At 41.4% G+C, this 22,541-nt stretch carries 19 protein-coding genes and 1 tRNA gene; 17 read left to right on the forward strand and 3 right to left on the reverse strand.

The window, feature by feature from the left end; genetic code table 11:
* Positions 1–261 precede the first annotated feature (261 nt).
* The 4 genes from AWM73_RS03085 (at position 262) to AWM73_RS03100 (ending at position 1,576) form a co-directional block, all read left to right on the forward strand.
* Entirely contained in the window at positions 262–456 is a 195-nt protein-coding gene (locus tag AWM73_RS03085) for a hypothetical protein (protein ID WP_060778042.1), read from the forward strand.
* Positions 440–856: a GTP pyrophosphokinase gene (locus tag AWM73_RS03090; RefSeq protein ID WP_060778043.1), complete on the forward strand. Its 417-nt coding sequence runs from the start codon at positions 440–442 to the stop codon at positions 854–856. Before AWM73_RS03085 ends, AWM73_RS03090 begins: the two co-directional genes overlap by 17 nt.
* Before the next feature lie 203 nt (positions 857–1,059).
* Entirely contained in the window at positions 1,060–1,311 is a 252-nt protein-coding gene (locus tag AWM73_RS03095; RefSeq protein ID WP_060778044.1) for a type II toxin-antitoxin system RelB/DinJ family antitoxin, read from the forward strand.
* Complete coding sequence (locus AWM73_RS03100; RefSeq protein WP_060778045.1) at positions 1,304–1,576, forward strand: type II toxin-antitoxin system RelE/ParE family toxin; 273 nt, start codon at positions 1,304–1,306, stop codon at positions 1,574–1,576. The genes AWM73_RS03095 and AWM73_RS03100 overlap by 8 nt, the downstream gene beginning before the upstream one ends.
* A 328-nt stretch (positions 1,577–1,904) precedes the next feature.
* On the opposite strand, the gene AWM73_RS03105 is transcribed toward AWM73_RS03100, so the two are convergent.
* Positions 1,905–1,992: transfer RNA gene (locus AWM73_RS03105), tRNA-Ser, on the reverse strand.
* A 31-nt stretch (positions 1,993–2,023) separates the two neighbouring features.
* Entirely contained in the window at positions 2,024–2,650 is a 627-nt protein-coding gene (locus AWM73_RS03110; RefSeq protein WP_060778046.1) for a histidine phosphatase family protein, read from the reverse strand.
* 127 nt (positions 2,651–2,777) lie between these two features.
* Here AWM73_RS03110 and mutS point away from each other — a divergent pair, with 127 nt between their 5' ends.
* The 12 genes from mutS to ltrA all read left to right on the forward strand — a co-directional run bounded on the left by mutS (position 2,778) and on the right by ltrA (position 20,581).
* Positions 2,778–5,366, forward strand: coding sequence for a DNA mismatch repair protein MutS (gene mutS, locus AWM73_RS03115; protein WP_060778047.1), 2,589 nt, complete (start codon positions 2,778–2,780; stop codon positions 5,364–5,366).
* A 1-nt stretch (position 5,367) separates the two neighbouring features.
* Entirely contained in the window at positions 5,368–7,266 is a 1,899-nt protein-coding gene (gene mutL, locus AWM73_RS03120; protein WP_060778048.1) for a DNA mismatch repair endonuclease MutL, read from the forward strand.
* A gap of 62 nt (positions 7,267–7,328) precedes the next feature.
* On the forward strand, positions 7,329–7,766 hold the full coding sequence (msrB, locus tag AWM73_RS03125) for a peptide-methionine (R)-S-oxide reductase MsrB (RefSeq protein WP_060778049.1): 438 nt from the start codon (positions 7,329–7,331) through the stop codon (positions 7,764–7,766).
* 12 nt (positions 7,767–7,778) lie between these two features.
* Positions 7,779–8,387, forward strand: a complete 609-nt coding sequence (ruvA, locus tag AWM73_RS03130; protein ID WP_041706144.1) for a Holliday junction branch migration protein RuvA — start codon at positions 7,779–7,781, stop codon at positions 8,385–8,387.
* Between the two features lie 19 nt (positions 8,388–8,406).
* Positions 8,407–9,444, forward strand: coding sequence for a Holliday junction branch migration DNA helicase RuvB (gene ruvB, locus AWM73_RS03135; RefSeq protein ID WP_060778050.1), 1,038 nt, complete (start codon positions 8,407–8,409; stop codon positions 9,442–9,444).
* Positions 9,419–10,477, forward strand: a complete 1,059-nt coding sequence (gene queA, locus AWM73_RS03140; RefSeq protein ID WP_060778051.1) for a tRNA preQ1(34) S-adenosylmethionine ribosyltransferase-isomerase QueA — start codon at positions 9,419–9,421, stop codon at positions 10,475–10,477. Before ruvB ends, queA begins: the two co-directional genes overlap by 26 nt.
* An 88-nt stretch (positions 10,478–10,565) precedes the next feature.
* Positions 10,566–13,940, forward strand: coding sequence for a DNA polymerase III subunit alpha (locus tag AWM73_RS03145; protein ID WP_060778052.1), 3,375 nt, complete (start codon positions 10,566–10,568; stop codon positions 13,938–13,940).
* An 89-nt stretch (positions 13,941–14,029) separates the two neighbouring features.
* Complete coding sequence (gene pfkA, locus AWM73_RS03150; RefSeq protein WP_060778053.1) at positions 14,030–15,016, forward strand: 6-phosphofructokinase; 987 nt, start codon at positions 14,030–14,032, stop codon at positions 15,014–15,016.
* A gap of 20 nt (positions 15,017–15,036) precedes the next feature.
* Positions 15,037–16,824, forward strand: coding sequence for a pyruvate kinase (pyk, locus tag AWM73_RS03155; RefSeq protein ID WP_111853576.1), 1,788 nt, complete (start codon positions 15,037–15,039; stop codon positions 16,822–16,824).
* Positions 16,825–16,959: 135 nt separating this feature from the next.
* Positions 16,960–17,829: a CvfB family protein gene (locus AWM73_RS03160; protein WP_060778054.1), complete on the forward strand. Its 870-nt coding sequence runs from the start codon at positions 16,960–16,962 to the stop codon at positions 17,827–17,829.
* A gap of 4 nt (positions 17,830–17,833) precedes the next feature.
* Positions 17,834–18,733, forward strand: coding sequence for a site-specific tyrosine recombinase XerD (gene xerD / locus AWM73_RS03165; RefSeq protein ID WP_174519275.1), 900 nt, complete (start codon positions 17,834–17,836; stop codon positions 18,731–18,733).
* 561 nt (positions 18,734–19,294) lie between these two features.
* Entirely contained in the window at positions 19,295–20,581 is a 1,287-nt protein-coding gene (ltrA, locus tag AWM73_RS03170) for a group II intron reverse transcriptase/maturase (RefSeq protein WP_060779056.1), read from the forward strand.
* A 153-nt stretch (positions 20,582–20,734) separates the two neighbouring features.
* Here ltrA and AWM73_RS03175 read toward each other — a convergent pair whose 3' ends face one another.
* Entirely contained in the window at positions 20,735–21,541 is an 807-nt protein-coding gene (locus tag AWM73_RS03175) for an FxLYD domain-containing protein (protein ID WP_060778055.1), read from the reverse strand.
* A gap of 134 nt (positions 21,542–21,675) precedes the next feature.
* On the opposite strand from AWM73_RS03175, the gene AWM73_RS03180 reads away from it, so the two are divergent.
* On the forward strand, positions 21,676–22,407 hold the full coding sequence (locus tag AWM73_RS03180; protein WP_060778056.1) for an NAD-dependent protein deacylase: 732 nt from the start codon (positions 21,676–21,678) through the stop codon (positions 22,405–22,407).
* The last annotated feature ends 134 nt before the right edge of the window (positions 22,408–22,541 follow it).

Genomic DNA, 22,541 nt, shown 5'->3' on the forward strand with positions numbered 1-22,541 from the left:
TAAATTATTTTTTTATTTATTAATAAGTGATAACTTTAGAAATATTTTTTATAAAATTCTATGAGCGGCTGACTCAGTAGGTGGGGGGATACCTCCCCCACCCCATGGCCGGCCGGACTTCAGCCGTCTATTGCACATATTTTTTCATGAAAAGGAATGAAAGCAAGGAGTTGATCACATGGACAATCGAGGGATGGACTACCTCAAGAGTAAATTAGCCATATTTAGTGCAGGCGCATGACGTTGAAAGGATTGGTTAATATGGGAAACTTCTCAAGCCCAACAGAATATTATTATTGCCCTGACTATAAGAAATACGTGAAGCGAGAAGGCGGAATGTTTTTTTGTATTGAAAAAGGTGTAGAAAGGTTTAATGATTTTTATTCTCAAATTGATTTAGGAGAGATCTATACCGAAGATATTTCTAAGGAGAAATATTATGATCAGCTATATTAAAGCGCTTATTATTGCCGCTGTTGCTCATTGGGGACAAAAAGACAAGGGCGGTCACCTTTATTTTTTTCACCCATTTAGAGTATCTAGGGGAGTTAAAAATCCACGAGTCAAAATTGTGGCCTTGCTTCACGATGTTTTAGAAGACAGCGGGCGCTTTAATCTTTCAGACTTTAATTTCCTTGACGACGAGCAAAAAGAAGCGCTATGTTTATTAACTCATAATAAGGCAGTAGATTACTTTGATTATATTAAACAAATTAAGGAAAATAAGATTGCTAGGGAAGTGAAGCTTTCTGATCTAAAAGATAACATGAATTTGACAAGGCTATCCGAAGTGACCGATCAGGATATAAAGCGATACAAAAAATACCAAAAAGCTAAAACTTATCTAGCTAGTTAACCACCGCAAATGTGAACGGTGGTTTTTTTACGTCAATAATCGTGTGCAAATCGTGCGAAAATAGCTAAAAAGGCTGATATATCAATATTTAATCGTGAGTAAATCGTGCGAAATTGATAGTGTAGACGGCTTTATCAAACCTAAAATGCTAACATCGGGATAACATTGGTGTATAATAATAGTGATAAAGGGAGGTTATTTATATGGCTAGAATCAATATTAGAGTTGATGATGATTTAAAAGAGCAAGCTAAAGCAACTTTTGAAGATATGGGGCTTGATCTGACAACAGCAATCACTTTATTTATTAAGTATTCCGTGAATAGTGGTGAATTACCATTCAAACCAGCAACAAAGAAGCAAATTGAGAACAGACAAGCAAGGGCCGAAGCCGAAAGTGACCAACTAAAAACTTATGATAATGTCGATGATTTACTAGAGGCATTAAATGAATAAAATTAGATTTACTAGTGCTTTCAAGCGGGATTATAAACGTTACAAGAAAAAGCACTATCCCATGACTAAAATTGATAAGGCTATATGCTTGATAGCTAGTGAAGAAATAGACATCTTAATTAATCAGTATAGGCTTCATAATCTAAAGGGAGAATGGCAAGGATATAAAGAACTTCATGTTGATGGGGATACGCTAATTATTTATATTGATCAAAAAGGGATAGTAACCTTAACTAGGTTAGGAACACATGACCAACTTTTTTAGGCTAGCATTTTAAAGCTAGTCTTTTCTTTTGCTCAAAACATACTCTCAGACTTAAATATAGACCCCTACAGGCGTTTTTAGCCTTAGGAGGTATAAATATATCTTAGGATTATTAAATCAAACCAGCGGTTAATAAAAGGCAAATAAAAAAGCCCTTAAATTAAGAGCTTTGACTTGCTAATTCAGCTATAGGGATAGTGAGAATTTTGCGCAATATTTTGCGAATATAGTCGCAATATTAGGCGTCTTCATCTGTTATCAACTTTTTTAAAATCCTTGTTATATCAACGTTTTTGACACCTTTTGATAATTTAAAAAAAGTCATTTACGGAGAAGGTGGGATTCGAACCCACGTGCCGGTTTCCCGACAACTTGATTTCGAGTCAAGCGCGTTACGGCCTCTTCGCTACTTCTCCCAGCTAAACGAAGTTAGCAACAAAGTATATCTTATAACGTTTTGTCCGATTTTGCAAATAAATTTTCACCAGACACGGACATCTCCCGATAAGGCTTCATATTTTCTATAAAGGTGAAGGTGTTGAAATCGTAAACAAAGTGAAAGATTTCGCAGTTGCCGATACCAGCAACCGGGTCAGGGAGGAAATCTTTTACAAATTGGTAGATAACAGCCCCATGAGCGACCGCTAAGACTTGCTGGCTATCCTCTCTAGTCATGATGGCTTGGAGGCTATGGTTAATGCGTTGACAGACTTCGCTAGCTCTCTCACCACCATATTGACAATAGTAATCATCCGTTTTGGGTGCTGAGAGAGGTTTAGGCATGAGGTCGCGAGATTGCCCTTCTAGTGAACCAAAGCCCCATTCCTTTAAACCAGTGACTGTTTCTGTGGGCATGGGATTGGGGCTGCTATATTTTAGCGTTTCTCTGGCCCGGTCAAGTGGTGAGCTGTAGCCATGGGTAAAAGTGATTTCTCGTTCCCTTAGCATATCTCTAGCCAGCTCGGCTTGTCGGATACCTTTTTCAGTTAAAGGGGAATCACACCAGCCCTGTACTCTGTTCTCCAAATTGAATTCCGTTTCCCCGTGGCGCATGAGATATAAATGCTTTAACATAATTCATTCCTTTCTCTTTTTTAGCTTTTATTCTATCACGAATTATTAAAGCTGTGAATTTCACCCTTTGCTTTTCTATGTTAGAATAGATAAGATTGTAAAAAGTTAAGATTAAAGGATGTAAACAATGGCGAAGAAAAAAACACCAATGATGGAGCAATACTATCAGATCAAAGATCAATATCCCGATGCCTTTTTATTTTTTAGGCTGGGCGATTTTTATGAAATGTTTGATGATGACGCCAAAAAAGCGGCACAGATATTAGAAATAACCCTAACGAGTCGAAATCGGAATGCGGATGATCCCATTCCCATGTGTGGTGTTCCCTATCATTCAGCGGATGAGTATGTGAAAACCCTAGTCAACCAAGGCTATAAGGTCGCTATCGCTGAACAAATGGAAGATCCTAAGCAAGCTAAGGGTATGGTAGACCGGCAAGTGATCAAGGTGATTACTCCGGGGACTTATTACAATTCTAGCGATAAGGAAAATGTCTTTATTTGTGCGATTATACATCAAGAAGGCGCCTATGCTTTAGCTTATACTGATATTTCAACAGGCGAGTTGAAAGTGACCCATATGGATTCATTTGAAATGCTGTTAACAGAATTCTCACAAATTCAAGCCAAGGAAGTTGTCTTTTACCATGAACTTCGTGAAAAAGACTTGGCCCAACTCGAGCAGCTCTTTCCTTTCACCTCTTCCTATATTAATCAGAAAACCCTCGATCAATTACCGGAAACTGCCTTTGAAAAAATTACTCAAAATATTAAGCATGGTATTGAGCTTAAGGCTCTGCATATTTTGATGGCCTATGTTTATAGTACCCAGTTTCGTATGGTTAACCACTGGCGCCAAGCGGAGTCCTATGAGTTAGATTATTACTTGCATATGGACTATTTTGCTAAACGCAATTTAGAATTAACCGAATCGATTCGAACTCAGAAATGTTCAGGAAGTTTACTGCATTTTCTCGATGAGACTAAAACCGCCATGGGCGGACGTTTGCTAAGACAGTGGCTGGACCGGCCTCTTATTATCCAAGCAACGATTGAAGAGCGCTTAGACCAAGTAGAGTCCTTGATCGACGCCTTCTTTGAACGGCGCAATATCCAAGAAAATCTCTCTGGGGTCTACGATTTAGAGCGCTTAGTGGCTAAGATCTCAATGGGGCAGGTCAATGCCCGCGAGCTCCTGCAATTGATGAATTCCTTGAAAAAGGTTCCCCAAGTCTCTGAAAATTTACAGTCTATCCAAGACAATCAAAGTGACAGCCAAGAGACTGGCGTTTGGACCAAGCTTCTTAACAGCCTGGCAGCCCTACCAGAAGTGGTTGAAACCATCGAAAGCGCTATTGATCCGGAAGCGAATATATCGATTACTGAAGGTGGCATTATTAGGGATGGCTTTAGTGACCAGCTGGATGACTACCGTCAGGCCATTCGCCACGGGTCAGAATGGATTGCTAACCTGCAAGCCAAGGAGCGTGAAGCGACCGGGATTAAATCTTTAAAAATTGGCTATAATAAGGTTTTTGGTTATTATATCGAGGTAACCAAGGCCAACCTCCATCTTTTACCAGAAGGTCGGTATGAGAGAAAGCAAACCCTAACTAATGCGGAACGCTTCATTACCCCAGAATTAAAAGAGATGGAATATCGGATCTTGGAAGCTCAGGAAAAATCAGTTGACTTGGAGTACGAGCTGTTCCTTGGGGTGAGAGAAAAGGTAAAAGTCTACCAAAAAGACCTACAAGCCATCGCCCAGGCTATTGCCCAGGTGGACGTGATTCAGTCCCTAGCGGAAATTAGCGAACAAAACCAGTATGTGCGTCCTCATTTTAGTGGAGAAGACCGGGCCTTATTGATTAAAGATTCCCGCCACCCAGTGGTTGAAGAAACTTTAGGACGTGACGATTTTGTCCCTAATGACATCATCATGGATAAGGACACTTCCATTCTATTAATTACCGGACCTAATATGTCAGGAAAATCCACTTACATGCGCCAGCTGGGCCTCACCGTGATCATGGCCCAAATGGGAAGTTTTGTACCCGCTAGTCAAGCGACCCTGCCTATTTTTGACCAGATCTTTACCCGGATTGGGGCAACCGATGACTTGCAAGCGGGGCAAAGTACCTTTATGGTCGAAATGATGGAAGCTAACCAGGCTATTCAACATGCGACTGACCGGTCCTTGTTACTCTTTGACGAGATTGGTCGGGGAACTTCGACTTATGATGGCATTGCTTTAGCCCAAGCTATTTTAGAGTATTTACACGACCATCTTAAGGCGAAGGTGCTCTTTTCAACCCATTACCATGAACTGACTGATCTGGATAATCACTTGCCAGCTCTTAAGAATATTCACGTCGGAGCCATTGAAAAAGATGGGGAAGTGGTCTTTCTTCACAAGGTTTATGATGGCCCGGCCGATAAGAGTTATGGGATTCATGTTGCTAAGCTGGCTGGCTTACCTAAGAGCTTATTAACCAATGCAGCTAATATTTTATCTGACTTGGAGAGTGAAGCCGCTAAAGGGGCTGAGCCTAAGCAGCTTAATCTCTTCACTGACCAAGAAAATTTCAATCAAAAAACAGCGAGTGAAGATTATGTCTTAGACCAGCTAGATGCTGTCGATATTAATCATTTATCACCTATTGAAGCCTTAGAATTATTGAACCAATTACAAAGGAAACTAAGCGAGGAGGACTAGGATGATCCACGAACTTCCTGAACAAGTTGCTAATCAGATTGCCGCTGGGGAAGTGGTTGAACGGCCGGCTTCCGTGGTAAAAGAACTCTTAGAAAATGCGATTGATGCCCAGGCAACCAGTATCGATATCAAAGTCGAAGAGGCTGGTTTGAAGAGCATCCAAGTCATTGATAATGGTTTAGGAATGAGTGGGGAAGATGTGAAGTTGGCCTTTAAACGCCATGCTACCAGTAAAATCTATCATTCACGAGACCTCTTTCGGATCAAAACCTTGGGCTTTCGTGGTGAAGCCTTGCCCTCGATCGCCTCAGTTGCTGAAGTTTCGCTGGAAACCAGTGATGGAAAAGAGGGCTCCTCTATCAGCTTAATTGGGGGCGATGAAGTAGAGTATCGTCCTTCGCATTTACGGCAAGGAACAACCATCCGAGTAGAAAATCTATTCTACAATACCCCAGCCCGCTTAAAGCACATTAAGCAATTAAGCACCGAACTTTCTCATATTACGGATGTCGTGAACCGTTTAGCCATGGCCCATCCTGATATCCGGTTTACTTATAATCATGATGGCAGGGAGCTACTAAGGACCAATGGCAAGGGCCGCCTCCAAGAAGTTATCGCTGCAGTTTACGGTTTTAAACAGGCTCAAGACATGTTAGCGATTGAGAATGAGGACCATGATTTTCAACTCAGCGGTTATATTTCTAAACCAGAACTTACCCGGGCCTCACGCAATTATATGTCCCTATTTGTTAACGGCCGCTATATCAAAAACTATGTCCTCAGTCAGGCAATTATCAAGGGTTACGCTTCTAAGCTCATGATTGGCCGTTATCCCATAGCTGTCCTTAATATTTCTACAGATGCCCAATTACTTGATGTTAATGTCCATCCAACCAAACAAGAGATTCGCATTAGTAAGGAAGAAGAACTTTACGATCTCATCCAAAGCAGTGTTCAGGAAAGACTATCTCCCCTAAGAAGGATCCCCGATGTAGGCAAGAAAGAGATTACTGAGACAGCTAACCATCAAGCCAGCATTGATCTAAGCAGTCAAGAAGATAGCCAGCAACTGCGTTTTGATTTTAAAAATCAAGTAGAGCCAGCTGAGAATGAAGCTTTCCTAGTTAAGGAAACAGACCATGGCAAAGACTGGCAAGCGGAAGCCCAGACAGCTGAAAAAGGGGAGGGTGCTCATAGAGAAAGTTTCCCACCAAGCACAAGCACACCTAGTGATCTTAAGCTAGCTAGCCCTAATCATGAAGAGGGGCAAGTCCAAGGTCAGAGGAATCCAAGCTTCCCTCAACTGGACTATGTGGGCCAATTACAGGCTTCTTATTTGGTCTGTTCCGATGAAACCGGGATGTATTTAGTTGACCAGCATGCGGCTCAAGAACGGATTAAATATGAATATTTCCGCGAAGCCATCGGTGATATGGATACAGCTAGCCAGGAATTACTGGTTCCTTTAGTTTTAGACTATCCCTCATCAGAAAGTCATGATGTCAGACAAGTCTTAGACCGGATACGGGCTATGGGGATTGGCATTGAAGAATTTGGCCCCAATCAATTTTTAGTCAACTACCATCCCGCTTGGATGGGGAGTGACCAGGTCCAAGAACACATTGATTCCATGATCCAACTAGCCATTGAAAATAAAGATTTTTCGGTCAATACCTACCGGGAAAAAACCGCTATTATGATGTCTTGCCGGCTTTCGATAAAAGCTAACCATTATTTAGATGATCGTCAGGCCCGGCAATTGTTAGATGACCTGACTTACTGTGAGAACCCTTATAATTGCCCCCACGGACGTCCCGTTTTAATCCATTATTCTAATTATGAAATCGAACGCAGCTTCAAACGGATCCAAGATGCCCATGAAAGTCCTAAGAATCAATAATATAGGGATTATCTGCTAGTTATGATAAAATAAAGCAAATTAAAGAAAGAGGAGAGACTGCTATGAATCAAGAAGAAAAAAACGCTCGTTTAAAAGAACTTAGTGACTTAGCTTATGAAGTGACTCAAAATCAAGCCACTGAACGTCCTTTTTCAGGTGACTATGATGAATTTTTTGAAAAGGGAATTTACGTAGATATTGTGGATGGAAAACCCTTATTCTCTTCCAGTAAAAAATACAATTCCGGTTGTGGTTGGCCGGCTTTTACCCAGCCTATTGAAGAGGATGTTGTTAACGAGCACCAAGATACTTCACATGGCATGGTTCGTACTGAAGTACGAAGTCAAGCAGCAGACTCTCATTTGGGACATGTCTTTACTGATGGTCCAAGTGAAGCAGGGGGGTTAAGATATTGTATTAATTCTGCTACTTTAAAATTTATTCCCTATGAAGAAATGGACCAAGCTGGCTATAGTGACTACAAAAAATATGTGGAGTAATGAGGTTGAGTGATGTACCAATATATCAAGGGATTACTTGTTGATTTAACTAGTGAAGCGGTAGTTGTTGAAACGGCGGGACTTGCCTATTATATTTATTTTCCTAACCCTTATCGCTTAAGTGATCAAAAAGGCCAACAGGTGCAAGTTTGGCTCTACCAAGCGGTTAGCCAGGATGCCATACGCCTGTATGGCTTTTTTGATCAGGCCGAGAAACAACTCTTTTTACAATTAATAAGTGTTTCGGGAATCGGGCCTAAGAGTGCTTTATCAATTTTAGCTTATGGTGACCAAGCCGGATTTATTGCAGCGATTGAATCGGAAAATGTCAAATTCTTAACCAAGTTTCCCGGCGTTGGTAAAAAAACTGCCCAACAGATCATCTTAGACTTACAAAGTAAGCTCAGCCGCCTTAAATCCGAAGCGCTTCCAGCTGACCAAGAAGTCATTTCTGATCAATCAGAGTCAAGTCAGATGATGATTGAATTAGAAGCAGCCCTAAACAGTCTAGGTTACGCTAAGCGGGAGATTGATCAAGTGATCAAAAAAGGCGATTTTTCAGAGGTCGATAATACTGCAGATGCTATCCGAGTCGCCTTAAGATACATAACCTTAAAATAAGTAGTGAGGAGTTATAAGTATGTCTAGTGAAAAAAGGCTTCAAAGCGGTGAAGAATTTTTTGAAGAAGAAGACATGGAGGCTAGCTTAAGGCCGCAACTTCTCAAAGACTACATTGGTCAGGAAGAAACCAAGCACGAACTATCGGTTTATATCCATGCTGCTAGACAGCGAACGGAATCCTTAGACCATGTCTTGTTATACGGCCCACCGGGATTAGGAAAAACCACCTTAGCCAATGTCATTAGTAATGAAATGCAGGTCAATATGCAGACCAGTAGCGGTCCAGCCATTGAAAAAACGGGTGATCTTTTAATTTTACTCAACGAACTGGCCCCTGGAGATGTCTTATTTATCGATGAAATCCACCGCCTGCCCCGCAATGTCGAAGAAATGCTCTACAGTGCTATGGAGGACTTTCGTGTTGATATTATTGTTGGCCAAGAGAGTTCAGCCCACGCGGTTCAATTTGATCTGCCTCCATTTACCTTGGTAGGAGCCACGACTAGGGCTGGGAGCTTATCTGCTCCTTTAAGGGACCGCTTCGGTATCATCCAGCATATGCGCTATTATAAGGTGGATGAATTACAAGAAATCGTTAAGCGAAGTAGCCAAATCTTTGAGGTAACCATCGAAGATGAAGCAAGTTATGAAATTGCCTTACGGTCGCGTGGAACCCCTCGGATTGCCAACCGCTTATTGAAGCGGGTCAGAGACTTTGCTCAGATATATAATACCAATGCAATCATTGATTTAGCAATCACTGAAAGAGCCCTAAGTATTTTAAAAATTGATAAGGCTGGTTTAGATGATCTTGACCGACGCATCTTAGAGACTATTATTTTCTATTATCAAGGTGGCCCGGTAGGCTTATCCACTATTGCGGCTAATTTATCAGAAGAAAAAGAAACCATTGAAGATATGTATGAACCTTATTTAATTCAAATGGGTTTTTTACAACGTACCCCTAGAGGGCGTATGGCCACGGCTAAGGCCTACCAACATTTAGGAATTGATAAAGAGGAGAACGAGGATGACCTTAAAAACGACAGATTATGATTATGATTTACCCGAAGAACTCATTGCCCAAAGTCCCACTAAGGATCGCTTAAACTGTCGACTTTTATGCTTGAATGCTAAAGATGGCCACTACCAGGATAAGATGTTTTCAGCTATTAAAGAGGAGTTTGAAGCAGGGGATGTCTTAGTCTTAAATAATACTCGGGTCTTACCGGCCCGTCTTTACGGCGAAAAAGAGGAGACCGGTGGCCACGTTGAAGTATTACTCTTAAACAATGTGGAAGGCGACCTTTGGGAGACCCTGGTTAAACCAGGACGACGCTTGAAAGCCGGCACCAAGCTTAGCTTTGGCGATGGGCGTTTGAAGGCTGAAATCAAAGAAACACTTGACTATGGTGGTGGTCGCCTGCTGGAATTTTATTATGATGGGATTTTCTTAGAGATTTTAGAGAGTCTAGGAGAGATGCCTCTACCACCTTACATTAAGAACAAATTAACTGATCCAGACCGTTATCAAACAGTTTATGCTAAAGTGAATGGCTCGGCAGCAGCCCCGACAGCGGGTTTACACTTTACTGAGGACTATCTAAAGAGCCTACAGGAAAAAGGAGTTAAGATTGCTTATCTGACCCTCCATGTCGGTTTGGGAACTTTTCGACCAGTGAATGAAGAAGATCTGAGTGACCACCAAATGCATTCAGAATTTTATCGCTTAGATCCAGAAAATGCTGAAATGATTAGTCAAGCCCAAGCAAATGGCCACCATGTCATTGCTTGCGGGACAACCTGTATTCGTACTTTAGAGACTATTGGTCAAAAATTTGATGGCCAAGTGAAAGCTGATTCTGGCTGGACTGATATTTTCATTTATCCAGGTTTTAAGTTTACTGTGGTGGATCATTTCATTACCAACTTCCATTTACCTAAATCAACCCTAGTGATGTTGGTGGCTGCTTTTGCTGGAAGAGACCATGTGCTTAACGCCTATCGGCATGCGGTCGAGGAGAAGTATCAATTCTTTTCTTTTGGGGATGCCATGTTTGTCCGCGGCCCGCAATACATAGAAAAATAAGTGTCTTTACCATCAGTAAGCGGTGACTATATGTAAATAAGCTGGCTAAACTGATGGTTTTTATCATGTTAAAAGGAGTTGGTCTATCGTGTTTACGCCTTTAAATGTGAATACATCCTATACGCTTTTAAAGAGTCCCATGCCGGTAAAGGATTATGTCGAAGCGGCCAAAGCCTTAGGTTATAAAAACTTAGCGATTAGTGATATCAATGTGATGTATGGGGTAATTGATTTTTATAATTATTGTAAACATTATGACATCAATCCCTTAATTGGAATGACCGTTTCAATTCAACGTCCTGACCAGCATGACCAAGAAGAGTGGCTGATTTATGCTAAAAATGATCAAGGCTACCGCTCTCTTATGCGCTTAAGTTCCTTAATTAAAAGCCAAGAGCCCATTGATTATCAGGCGGTTAGAGATTTTATCTTTAATAACCACCAAGATTGGATCACTATTTTAGAAGCTAATAACGGTCCGCATATGCATTTTCTTAAGCAACAGCGCCAAGAAGAGGCTGCTGCCTTCTTAGATAAATTACGGGAAATCTTCAAGGCTTCTGACTTATATATGGGTATTGATGAATCTTATCTCTACCATCAAGAAGCCTTAGAAGACCTAGCTAAGAAAAGTCAGATTCCCTTGATCGCCCAGTCAAAGTTGGCTTATTTGTCAACAAAGGATGTCTTTACCCAGGAAGTATTAGCTGCTATCGAAGCTAATCAGTCCCTAGATAATTACCGCGAAAAAGCTGGGGCAGAAGGACAGTTTTATTTAAGGAGCCTAGCGTCTTATCAAGAATCCTACCAAAACAAGGGACTAGCTAAGGCTTTTGACCAAGTGTCAGAGGCTTTTGATGGGGTTCATTTAGACATTCACTTTGACCAAGCGCTTTTGCCCAAGTATCCCATTGAATCAGGGCAAAGTAGTAAGGAATTTCTCAAAGATTTAGCCTATCAAGGTCTGTCTAAGCGGGTGGGTAATGAGCAAAGCTACCGAGAACGCTTGGATTACGAACTTTCTATTATTGATCAAATGGGCTTCAATGATTATTTTCTCATTGTTTGGGACGTGATGGATTATGCTCATAAGAAGCATATTATGACCGGACCAGGTCGAGGATCTGCTGCGGGTTCCTTGGTAGCTTATTGTCTTTTTATTACCGATGTAGACCCTATAAGAAATCATTTACTTTTTGAGCGTTTTCTTAATCCTGAACGCCAGTCGATGCCGGATATTGATTTGGACTTTCCTGATGATAAGCGCCAGGATATTTTGAATTATGTCTATCACAAATATGGTAGTGACCACGTGGCTCAAATTTCTACCTTTGGTACCTTTGCTGCCCGCAAGGCCATCAGGGACGTTGGTAATGCTTTTAATAAGAGTCAAGCGACCATGAGCCGTTGGGCCAATACCATTAGCTCGCAAAATCAGACTCTTGAAGAAGCTTATCAAAGTTCCAGCCAACTCCAACAATATATAGCAGAAGAGGAGGATGGCCAGCTCTGGTTTCAGACCGCTAAGAAGATTGAAGGCTTGCCTCGCCACGTTTCTACCCATGCGGCAGGGGTTATTCTCAGTGACCAAGACTTGACCGATTTTATCCCCTTACAGGCTGCCCTTAACCATTCCATTCACCAGTCCCAATACACCATGCATGAAATTGAGCGGATTGGTTTATTAAAAATTGACTTTTTGAGTTTAAGTAACTTAACGATTTTAGCCAATAGTGTCAGAGCAGCGGAAAAAATCAGCAAAAGGCGCTTACGTCCGATAGACTTTCCACGTAATGATCAATCGGTCTATCGTGTCTTTAGTCAAGCCAATACCCTGGGAGTCTTTCAATTTGAATCTAATGGGATTCGCCGTGTCTTGAGGCGGGTTAAACCCAGCTCAATGGCGGACCTAGCAGCAGTAAATGCCCTCTACCGCCCAGGACCTATGCAACAAATTAATCACTTTGTCAATCGTAAACATGGTAAGGAGCCGATTACTTACCCTCATCCGGACTTAGAAGGTATCTTGAAGGAAACTTATGGCATCATTGTCTACCAGGAACAAGTCATGCAAGTTGCCCAAAAAATTGCGGGATTTTCATTGGGAGAAGCTGATATCTTACGGCGGACGATCAGCAAGAAAGATAAGGCAACCATGGACCGCTTACAGGCGAAATTTATTCGTCAAGCTGTTGCTAAGGGCTACAGCCAAAGCGTTGCCCAAAAAATTTATTCCTACATTGAAGCTTTTGCTGATTATGGATTTAACAAGTCACATGCCTATGCTTATTCCTATTTGGCTTATGAGATGGCCTGGCTAAAGGTTCATTATCCGGCGGCCTTTTACTATGGGAATCTCTTGCAACATAAGATTTATGAGACTAAGGGTCAGCAATTGACCTATGAGGCCGGTCTCTGTCAAGTTAAGCTCCAACTCCCCGATGTAAACCGCTCCTATACCACCATGCAGGTAGTTGATGACCATCATATTTTACTAGGTCTAACTGATATTCGCGGCCTGATGCGAAACTTTACCACAGCCGTTGTCCAGGAACGGCTCAATGGGGGACAGTTTCGGTCGTTAGGAGACTTTATCCAACGTCTTCCAAAAAACTATTTAAAGGCAGAGAACCTGGAAAAATTGGCGCTTGCGGGAGCCTTGGACAGCTTTGGCTATAACCGCCGCACCTTAATAGAAGAGGCTCTGCCAAAGTTACTAGAAGCGGTGAACTTATTTGGCGGAAGCAACAACCAGCAGCTTTCCTTGTTCAATCAGGAGAATCGAGAGCTCTATGCGCCTGAAATTAAGCAATTGAATGAATATGATGATCGCCTTCTTTTGGAGGGGGAGCAAGAAACCCTGGGTCAGTCTATTAGCGTTGAATTATACAGTGACTATCGTCCTTACTACCAAAGTGGTCAAATTCAACCCATCAATAAGATAAGTGATAAAAGTCAGGTGACGATTATTGGAGAAATTGTCAAGGTGAAAAGAATTCAAACTAAGAAGAATCAGCCCATGGCTTTCTTAACTTTGCGTGATGAGCATAGTGAAGTCGAGGTGATTGCTTTTCCTAAAGCTTATATTGATTTCGCTGCCTATTTAAGGGAAGGCCAGCAAATCCTTGCCCAAGGCAAAACTCAGACCAGAAAACAAGGCTTGCAAGTGATTTTAGACCAGTGTCATCCCTTAAATAATCAATTGCTCACTGAATTGGAAAGAAAACGGCTGAACGCAATTCAATCAATAACTATTCGTGTGGCAAGTAGCCAGCTGGCCAGTGAGAAAAAGGCAGACCTCCTTGCTCTTATCAACCAGTATCACGGCAGGGTTAAATTAACTTTCACCATGGCCAAAGAACAGAAAAAATATCAATTGGGTGAGCGCTTTGCTGTTCAAGCCCGCCCCGAAGTCATTCAAGAATTAAGAAAAATTTACGGCTCTGAGAATGTTCTTTATTAATGAAATCGTTTTAATAGGAAAACCCTTAGTAATCAGCTTAGAAACATGATATTATATGACGTGAAGGGAAAAGAAAGGATAAGATTTATATGGCAAAAAAAATTGCGGTCTTAACAAGCGGTGGCGATGCTCCCGGCATGAATGCTGCGATCCGCGCAATCGTACGTAAGATCATTTTTGATGGTAACGAAGCTTATGGGGTACGTTATGGATTCCGTGGCTTAGCAGATGGAGATATTTTCCAAATGACTGCTGCTGATGTTTCCACCCTATCTTCGCGTGGCGGAACGATTCTGTTTACAGCCCGCTACCCTGAATTTGCAGAGGAAGAAGGCCAACTCAAAGCCTTAGAACAATTAAAACGTCATGAAATTGACGGCTTGGTTGTCATTGGCGGAGACGGGTCCTACCAAGGGGCTTTAGCCTTGTCACGACGTGGCTTTCCAACGGTTGGTATTCCTGGAACAATCGATAATGATATTCCTGGTACTGACTTTACCATCGGTTTTGATACGGCATGCAACACTGCCCTAGAAGCTTTGGATAAGTTAAGAGATACCGCCAAAAGCCACATGCGGACTTTTGTGGTTGAAGTAATGGGGCGGCATGCTGGAGATATCGCCTTATGGTCTGGCATTGGATGTGGTGCTGACCAAGTGATTATTCCAGAAATTAATTTTGATATCCAAGAGGTCGTTGACCAAATTAATCAAGGACGTGAAAAGGGTAAGAAGCATACCCTCATTGTTTTAGCTGAAGGCGTTATGCCAGGCTATAAATTTGCTGATTTATTGGATGAATATGGAAATTACCACATTCGGACTACCGTATTAGGACACGTTCAGCGTGGAGGATCACCAAGCGCTAAAGACCGTATGTTAGCAACTTCTTTAGGACATGCAGCGGTTGAAGCTTTAGCTAAGGGTCAATCTGGAGTATGTATGGGAATTGTAGATAATAAAATTGTCTATACCGACATTGAAAATGCCCTAGAGAAAAAAGACGACCGTCAAAAACGTAATACGCTCAATAAATATCTCTATGATCTTAACCAAGAAACCTCAGTTTGGTCTTAAAAATAAAAGGAGAAAATGAAATGCCATTTGATATGAAATTATTAAAGAAAACCAAAGTTGTATGTACGATTGGACCTGCTTCAGAAGATCCAGAAACCCTAGTCGAACTGGCTAAAGCAGGTATGGACGTTGCCCGGATGAACTTTTCTCACGGTGACCACGATGAACACTTAGCCCGCATCAAAGCCATTCGCCAAGTGGAACGTGAAGCTGGAAAACGGATTGCGGTTATGCTAGATACCAAGGGTCCTGAAATTCGTACCCATAACATGAAGGACCATGCTCCGGTTTTCTTAGAAAAGGGTAAAACCGTTAAGATTTCCATGACTGAAGTTGAAGGAACCCAAGACATGATTTCAGTCACTTATCCTCAATTAATTAATGATGTTCATGTTGATTCTCATATTCTCATTGATGATGGTTTAGTTGATTTACGTGTTACTGACATTGACTTTGATAAGGGAATTGTTACCACTGTTGTGGAAAATAGTGGTTTAATCAAAGACAAGAAGGGGGTTAATATCCCTGGCGTTTCCGTATCCCTACCTGGTATCACTGAAAAAGATGAAGCCGACATTCGTTTTGGTCTAGAAAATGGAATTGACATTATCGCTGCTTCCTTTGTTCGTAAGCCAGAAGATGTTTTAGAGATTCGCGAAATTTTAGAAGAAACCGGGAACGAAACCGTTCAAATTATCCCTAAAATTGAAACCCAAGAAGGGGTAGATAATATTGACGGGATTTTGCAAGTTTCTGATGGTTTAATGGTTGCTCGTGGTGACCTAGGGGTAGAAATTCCAACTGAAATGGTGCCAGTTGTTCAAAAAGAATTAATCCGTAAGTGTAATGCGGCTGGTAAACCAGTTATTACTGCTACCCAAATGTTAGATTCTATGCAACGCAACCCACGTCCAACCCGGGCTGAAGCTTCTGACGTTGCTAATGCGATTCTAGACGGTACTGATGCGATTATGTTATCCGGTGAAACAGCTGCTGGTGACTACCCACTTGAAGCCGTTAAGACCATGACCCGTATCGCTATGACTACTGAACGTGAAAGCGAATTACGTGGTCAAGCCCAACAAGCCCTTAAAGAATATCAAAACAGTGATGTTTCTGAAGCAATTGCCCAATCTGTTGCCCATACAGCGCGTAATTTGAATATTCAAACCATCGTTGCTGCAACAAATTCAGGTCATACTGCTCGTTTAATTTCTAAGTACCGTCCTAATGCCATGATCTTAGCGCTTACCTTCTCTGAAAGTCGTGCCCATAAGTTATTACTTAGCCGTGGTGTGGTTCCAATGGTCATTGAAAAACCAGCATCTACCGATGAAATGACCTTACTTGCCACCCAAATTGCTAAAGAAGAAGACTACGCTAAAGATGGCGATCTTATCCTCATTACCGCTGGTGTGCCGGTTGGGGAAACAGGCACCACCAACTTAATGAAGATCCAAATGATCGGTGAACGTTTAATTGAAGCGCAAGGGTTAGGAAATCAATCAGTCATTGGACACGTGGTTAAAGCCCAAAGCCCAGAAGAAGCCATTGAAAAAGCTAACCATGATAACATCTTAGTGGTTTCCACAACTGATGAACGCTATAATGAAGCCATTAAGAAGGCAGGAGCTGTTATTGTAGAAAATGCAACCCTAACCAGTCATGCTGCCGTAATGAGTGTCAACACTGGAACACCGGTTATCGTTAATGCTAAAGATGCGATGAACATTCTTGAAGAAGGCCAATTAATTACCTTGGATGCACGTCGCGGTATGGTTTATGATGGTGCTACAACCACTATCTAAGCTTGAACGAGACAAAGTCAGTGCCTATTAGGTACTGGCTTTTTTTATTTTTCCTTATTGTACTTCTGGCAATTCATTTGGGGAGGCCTATGTCTATGCTATACTTAAAGAAATCAATATGAAGGAGATCAGCAAATGAAAGAACTAGCAAGTGTAGTCTCTGCTAAAGTGAGTGACTATAATGCAAAGAACTATTACGTCCAGTTCGCGGGGAAGACTTTTGAATTAAATCCCAGCGATAAGATAAAATCACTGAATATTGGACAAGAAATACTGGTGTTTATCTATACCAATCAAAAAAATCAAGCTAAAGCGACTCTAGATTTCCCAGATTGTCGACAAAATACCTATGGTTGGTCTGAGGTTACCCAAGTACGCCATGATCTAGGTGTCTTTTTAGATATTGGTCTTCCAGATAAGGATATGGTCTTGTCTTTGGATGAGTTGCCCAGCGAAACAGGGCTTTGGCCCAAAAAAGGCGATAAGCTTTATGTGAAATTATCCGTGGATCGTAAGGGCCGGCAGTGGGCTAATCTAGCCGATTCTGTGGTCGTCCAGTCTTTAACCAGGAAAGTTAAGGGGAATGAAAAACGCTGGGTCAATCAAGTTAAGAAAGCCCGGGTCTATCAGTGTAAATTGAATGGGAGCCACTTAATCACAGAGGATTACTACTTGGCTTTTATTCACCCTAGTGAATGGGAAGTAGAGCCCCGTCTCGGAGAAGAGGTAGAAGCTCGGGTTATTGGTATCGGACAAAATGGGAATCTGAACTTATCCTTAAAGCCACGTGCTTTTGAAGTGATCAATGATGACGCGGAAATGATTTATCAAGTTTTAAAACGTACTCCTGAGGGCTTTTTGCCTTATAACGATAAGAGTGACCCCAATGCGATTCGATCAGCCTTTAATATTTCCAAGGCTCAATTTAAACGTGCCTTGGGCCACCTGATGAAAACTCAGCGAATTGAACAAAATGAAGATGGGATAACTTTAAAGGATAAGTGATTTTTTGACTATCAATGATTTGATTGAGGATTTTTTAATTGCTTTACGGGTAGAACAAGGCCTTTCGGAAAATACCATTAAAACTTACCACAATGTCTTGAAACAATTTCAAATGATTTTGTCTGAAGCGGGGATTGAGGATATTCAAGCCGTCAAACGCCAGGATATTATCCAACAGCTAGAAAAGTTAAACCAAAAGGGTCGGGCAGTCTCAACCATGAGTCAATATTTATCGACCCTACGTCACTTCTTTAAATATTTGATTTTAGACTCAGTGATTGAAGAGAACCCGGTGGAAAATATTTCCTTGCCTAAGAAGAAACAGCAGCTCCCTCAAGTGCTAAGTGTTGAAGAAGTTGATCGTTTGTTAGACATACCGGACGTCAATTCGACTCTTGGCTTGCGAGATCGTAGTTTATTAGAGTTACTTTACGCGAGTGGGCTGCGGGTAAGCGAATTGGTCCATTTAAAAATCAGTGATTTTCACGAAGATCTCGGCTTTCTCCAAACGATTGGTAAGGGCAACAAGGAGCGCATCATTCCTCTTGGAGAAGTGGCCAAAGATTGGCTACAGACTTATCTCAAAGAGAGCCGCCTCAAACTCTTGGGAGAAAATGACCAATCTCAAGGGATGATTTATTTGAACCATCACGGACGTCCCCTTAGTCGGCAAGGGGTTTGGAAGAAGCTCAAGCAATATATCCAAGCGGCTGGGATAACAAAAGAAGTCAGCCCCCATACCTTGCGGCACTCATTTGCAACCCACTTATTGGAAAATGGGGCAGACTTAAGAGTGGTTCAAGAACTTCTGGGTCATGCTGACATTTCTACCACGCAAATTTATACCCACATCCATTCGCAACATATGCGCGAAATTTATAAAAAAACTTTCCCAAGAGCATAGAAAAAAGAGGTTGGAAGTTTTTTCCAACCTCTTTCTGTATGTGCGCCTGGCATGGGCGACAACTCGGTGGTGAAAGTCCACTACAGGCCTTTGCAGTAGGAACTGTTAGCCAAAGACAAGGGTGTCCACCGTGAGGTGGAATCTGAAGGAAGTTGGAGGCAAATACTTGCACTGACGTACAGAAACTTCATAAAGAAAGGCTGTCAAAAGATGGATGAGCTTGCCTAACAAAGTGAAGTCCAATACTGCACGAATCTGAGACAGTAGATGAAGCAGTGACATGAGTAGAAAGTTGTCGTTCTTACCCAGGGAGATCTCACAGACGGCGCAGGAGTCCCCTTATAAGAAGCCGGTCGAAAAAGGTTTACTGTGAGAAGTCAGCCGAAGTCATAGTAGTTTCCAGAGGAAACGAAGGACTGAACAATATCCATGTTTATTTAGATGGGAGGTAGCTCAATTATGGGAAAAGCAGAAAAGTTGCGAAAGCAACGCAGCCTACAGAGAAATAAGGTGGAACCTGAAAAGTATGCAGGTGTGCTTAGTAGTAGAGCTATTGAATATATGAAAAGACATGATGGGTCTCTAATGAGTCTCGTTGTCAGAGAAGAAAACCTCATGCGTGCGGCTCAATCGGTTCGAAAGAACAAAGGAGCAGCAGGCATTGATGGTGTTTCCGCAAAAGATGCGGAAGCCGAAGTAAGAAAGTACCTCAAACCTTTACAACAGAAACTGATGAATGCAACATATAAACCTCAACCGGTCAAGCGGGTAGAAATCCCTAAGGCCAATGGAGGAGTTCGTCGATTAGGTATTCCTGTTGTCAGGGATCGCATTGTTCAACAAGCCATTCGACAAGTGATTGAACCAATCATAGATCCTCAACTATCACCTTATAGTCATGGTTTTCGTAAAGGCAAGAGTGCACATAGTGCACTGAAACAATGTGTCGACTATTACGAAACAGGCTATAAAGTTGTGGTTGATTGTGATCTGAAGAATTGTTTTGATAATTTTAATCAAGATAAAATGATTCATTACTTGGAACAAATGGTAAAAGATCCAGCGATATCACGTATTCTTAGACGTTTTATGAGTGCAGGTGTTATTGATCTGATGGGTCAATTGATTAACAGTCATACGGGCACCCCTCAAGGGGGTGTCATTTCACCGCTTCTATGTAATGTTTATTTAAATGAATTGGATAGAGAATTAGAACGTCGTGGACATCGTTTTGTGCGTTACGCAGATGACTTTGCGATTTTCGTAAAATCTAAGCGAGCAGGAGAACGTGTGATAAAAAGTATTACTACTTACATTGAAAAAGATCTTCGATTAACCGTTAACCATGAGAAAAGTCAAGTGGGTTCGCCAACCCGTTTAAAATTCTTGGGTTGCCTTATCATGCCTACCCGAAAGGGTTGTCGTTTTCGTCCGACGAATGAAGCGAAGAAGAAATTCAAAGCAAAGTTAAAACGTCTGACAAGTCGAAAGCGACCAGGTCCCTTTAAAACCATTGTAAAAGAGATCAACCAAGTCACACAAGGCTGGATCAACTATTTTGGATTAGGTTATATTAAAACCTATATTGAAGATATAGAACAATGGTTAAACCATCGCCTAAGGCAACTCATTTTGAAGCGATGGAAAAACTGTCGAACGAAGATTATACGCCTCATGCGGTTGGGATTGGATAGTGATAGCGCGAAGCGTATTGCTTTCTCACGCAAGAAATATTGGCGCCTATCCAAGACACCGGAGGTGCACTACGCTCTGACAACAAAAAGACTCCGTCAGTGGGGATTAAAATCATTAACCCTCCTGGCGAAGTCTGCCTATTTAAGATATTGAACCGCCGTATACGGAACCGTACGTACGGTGGTGTGAGAGGTCCTCTGTCCGACTAACGGACAGAGTCCTACTCGATTGATGACTCTTGTAAAATGACTTCACTAAGTATCCTAGATAGGCCTATAAACATTCACTTATCCTCTTAGATTGATATTATTTTTCAATAGACAGGCCGTCATTCAATTCGATTTGAATGTGAGCTGCTTGAGGAGCGGTATTCCTAATGGTTACAGTTTGACTTTCACCTTGTTTGAGTCGGTCAGTCTTCCAAGTATCAGAAGCTAACTCTTTTTGGTCAGCATCGACAAATTTAAAGGTTATCCCCAAATTCACTAAGTCAGCTTTGGCATGGTTAGTTAATGTCCCCGTCATTACAATGCTTTGGTCAGTACTTGCCGCTTGGTCAACAGTGAACTGTAAATTATTTAAATCCTCTTCAAGTTGAGAATAGGCTGCTTTACGGAAGTCAAGATTTTCTTTAGCATCTTCAAGGGCTTTGGAATTTTTATCTGCGTCAATTTCTTCCAAAGCTTCTGCTTGAATGATAAAGCGTGAATCTTGGGATAAGTCTTTCAGGATATCAATTCGCTTCCGGTAATGATCATTAAAAGCAGTCTGACTATCGATGGTAGCCGGCTCTTGGTTTAGAGCATCTACACAAGCTTTTAATTCATTTAAGTAGTCCTTCACTTTATTTCCTAAATCTTTATCTTTAAAGCTTTGGTCTTGATACTTTTTCATTTCCTCCCACTCAGTATTGAAGGAATTGATGAGGGCTTGACTACCTGCATTGTCACTATTTTTATCGACTTGGCTAGCTGCTTCCTGTTTCTTTTGCCAGGTGGTAAAGAGATCACTAAAAAATAGGTCATCGGTTTTGTTTTGCGAAGAACAAGCACTTAGAAAGAATATGGTCGCACAGAGGCAGGCCAAGGCAATAATTTTCTTGAATGGCTTCATTAAATTGGTCCTTTCTACATTGAAGTTGATATTATTATATCATTACTTTAATAGGCATAGAAAAGAATTGAAAGGAAAAGCCGTTCGAAGATCATGCTAAACTTTGATACAATAGAACTATAGGAGGGCTGGTAATGAATAAGATCGAAACTTTAAAAAATATGATTTATGAAAGTGATCGGATCGTCTTCTTTGGAGGAGCAGGAGTATCCACAGCAAGTGGCATTCCTGATTTTCGTTCTGCGGATGGTTTATTTATGCAAGATTCTGGATATCAGGTCAGTGCAGAAGAAATTATTTCACACTCTTTCTTTGAGAAATATCCCCAAATATTTTTTGACTATTACTTTGATCATTTAGTCTATCCAGACGCTAAACCCAATGCCTGTCACCGTTATTTAGCTGATTTAGAAGCTAAAGGAAAAGAAGTTGCCATTGTCACTCAAAATATCGATGGCCTTCACCAAGAAGCGGGCAGTCAAAAGGTCTATGAATTGCATGGCAATGTCTGGGATAATTACTGTCTAAAATGTAAACGACACTATCGGACAGAAGACTTAGAAAAAGATGAGCAAGGGATCCCACGATGCAGCTTTGACCAGGATATCGTACGTCCTAATGTCGTTCTTTACGAAGAGGCACTCGATCAAAAAGAGATATTAGGGGCAGTTAGAGCCATTGAGCAAGCGGACTTGATGATCGTTGCTGGAACTTCTTTAAGAGTCTATCCTGCCGCTGGGTTAATTGATTATTTTAATGGCTCTTATTTAGCAGTCATTAATAAAACAAAGATTCAAGTGGATAGAAAAGATACGTTGGTCTTTGAGGATTCCTTAACCAAAGTATTTAAGGCCTTAGATATTTAAGATGTTTTTACAAAAAGTTTTCTATTTTTATGGTATTGGATATTTGCTTAGAAAAGTGAGTATTTTCTTTTTGGAGCGTTTGTGATAGTCTATGAACCATAGAATCTTTAAGAGAGGTTAGGTGAGTTATGCTA

Origin of the sequence: Aerococcus urinae, assembly GCF_001543175.1 — a bacterium.
GTDB lineage: Bacteria > Bacillota > Bacilli > Lactobacillales > Aerococcaceae > Aerococcus > Aerococcus urinae.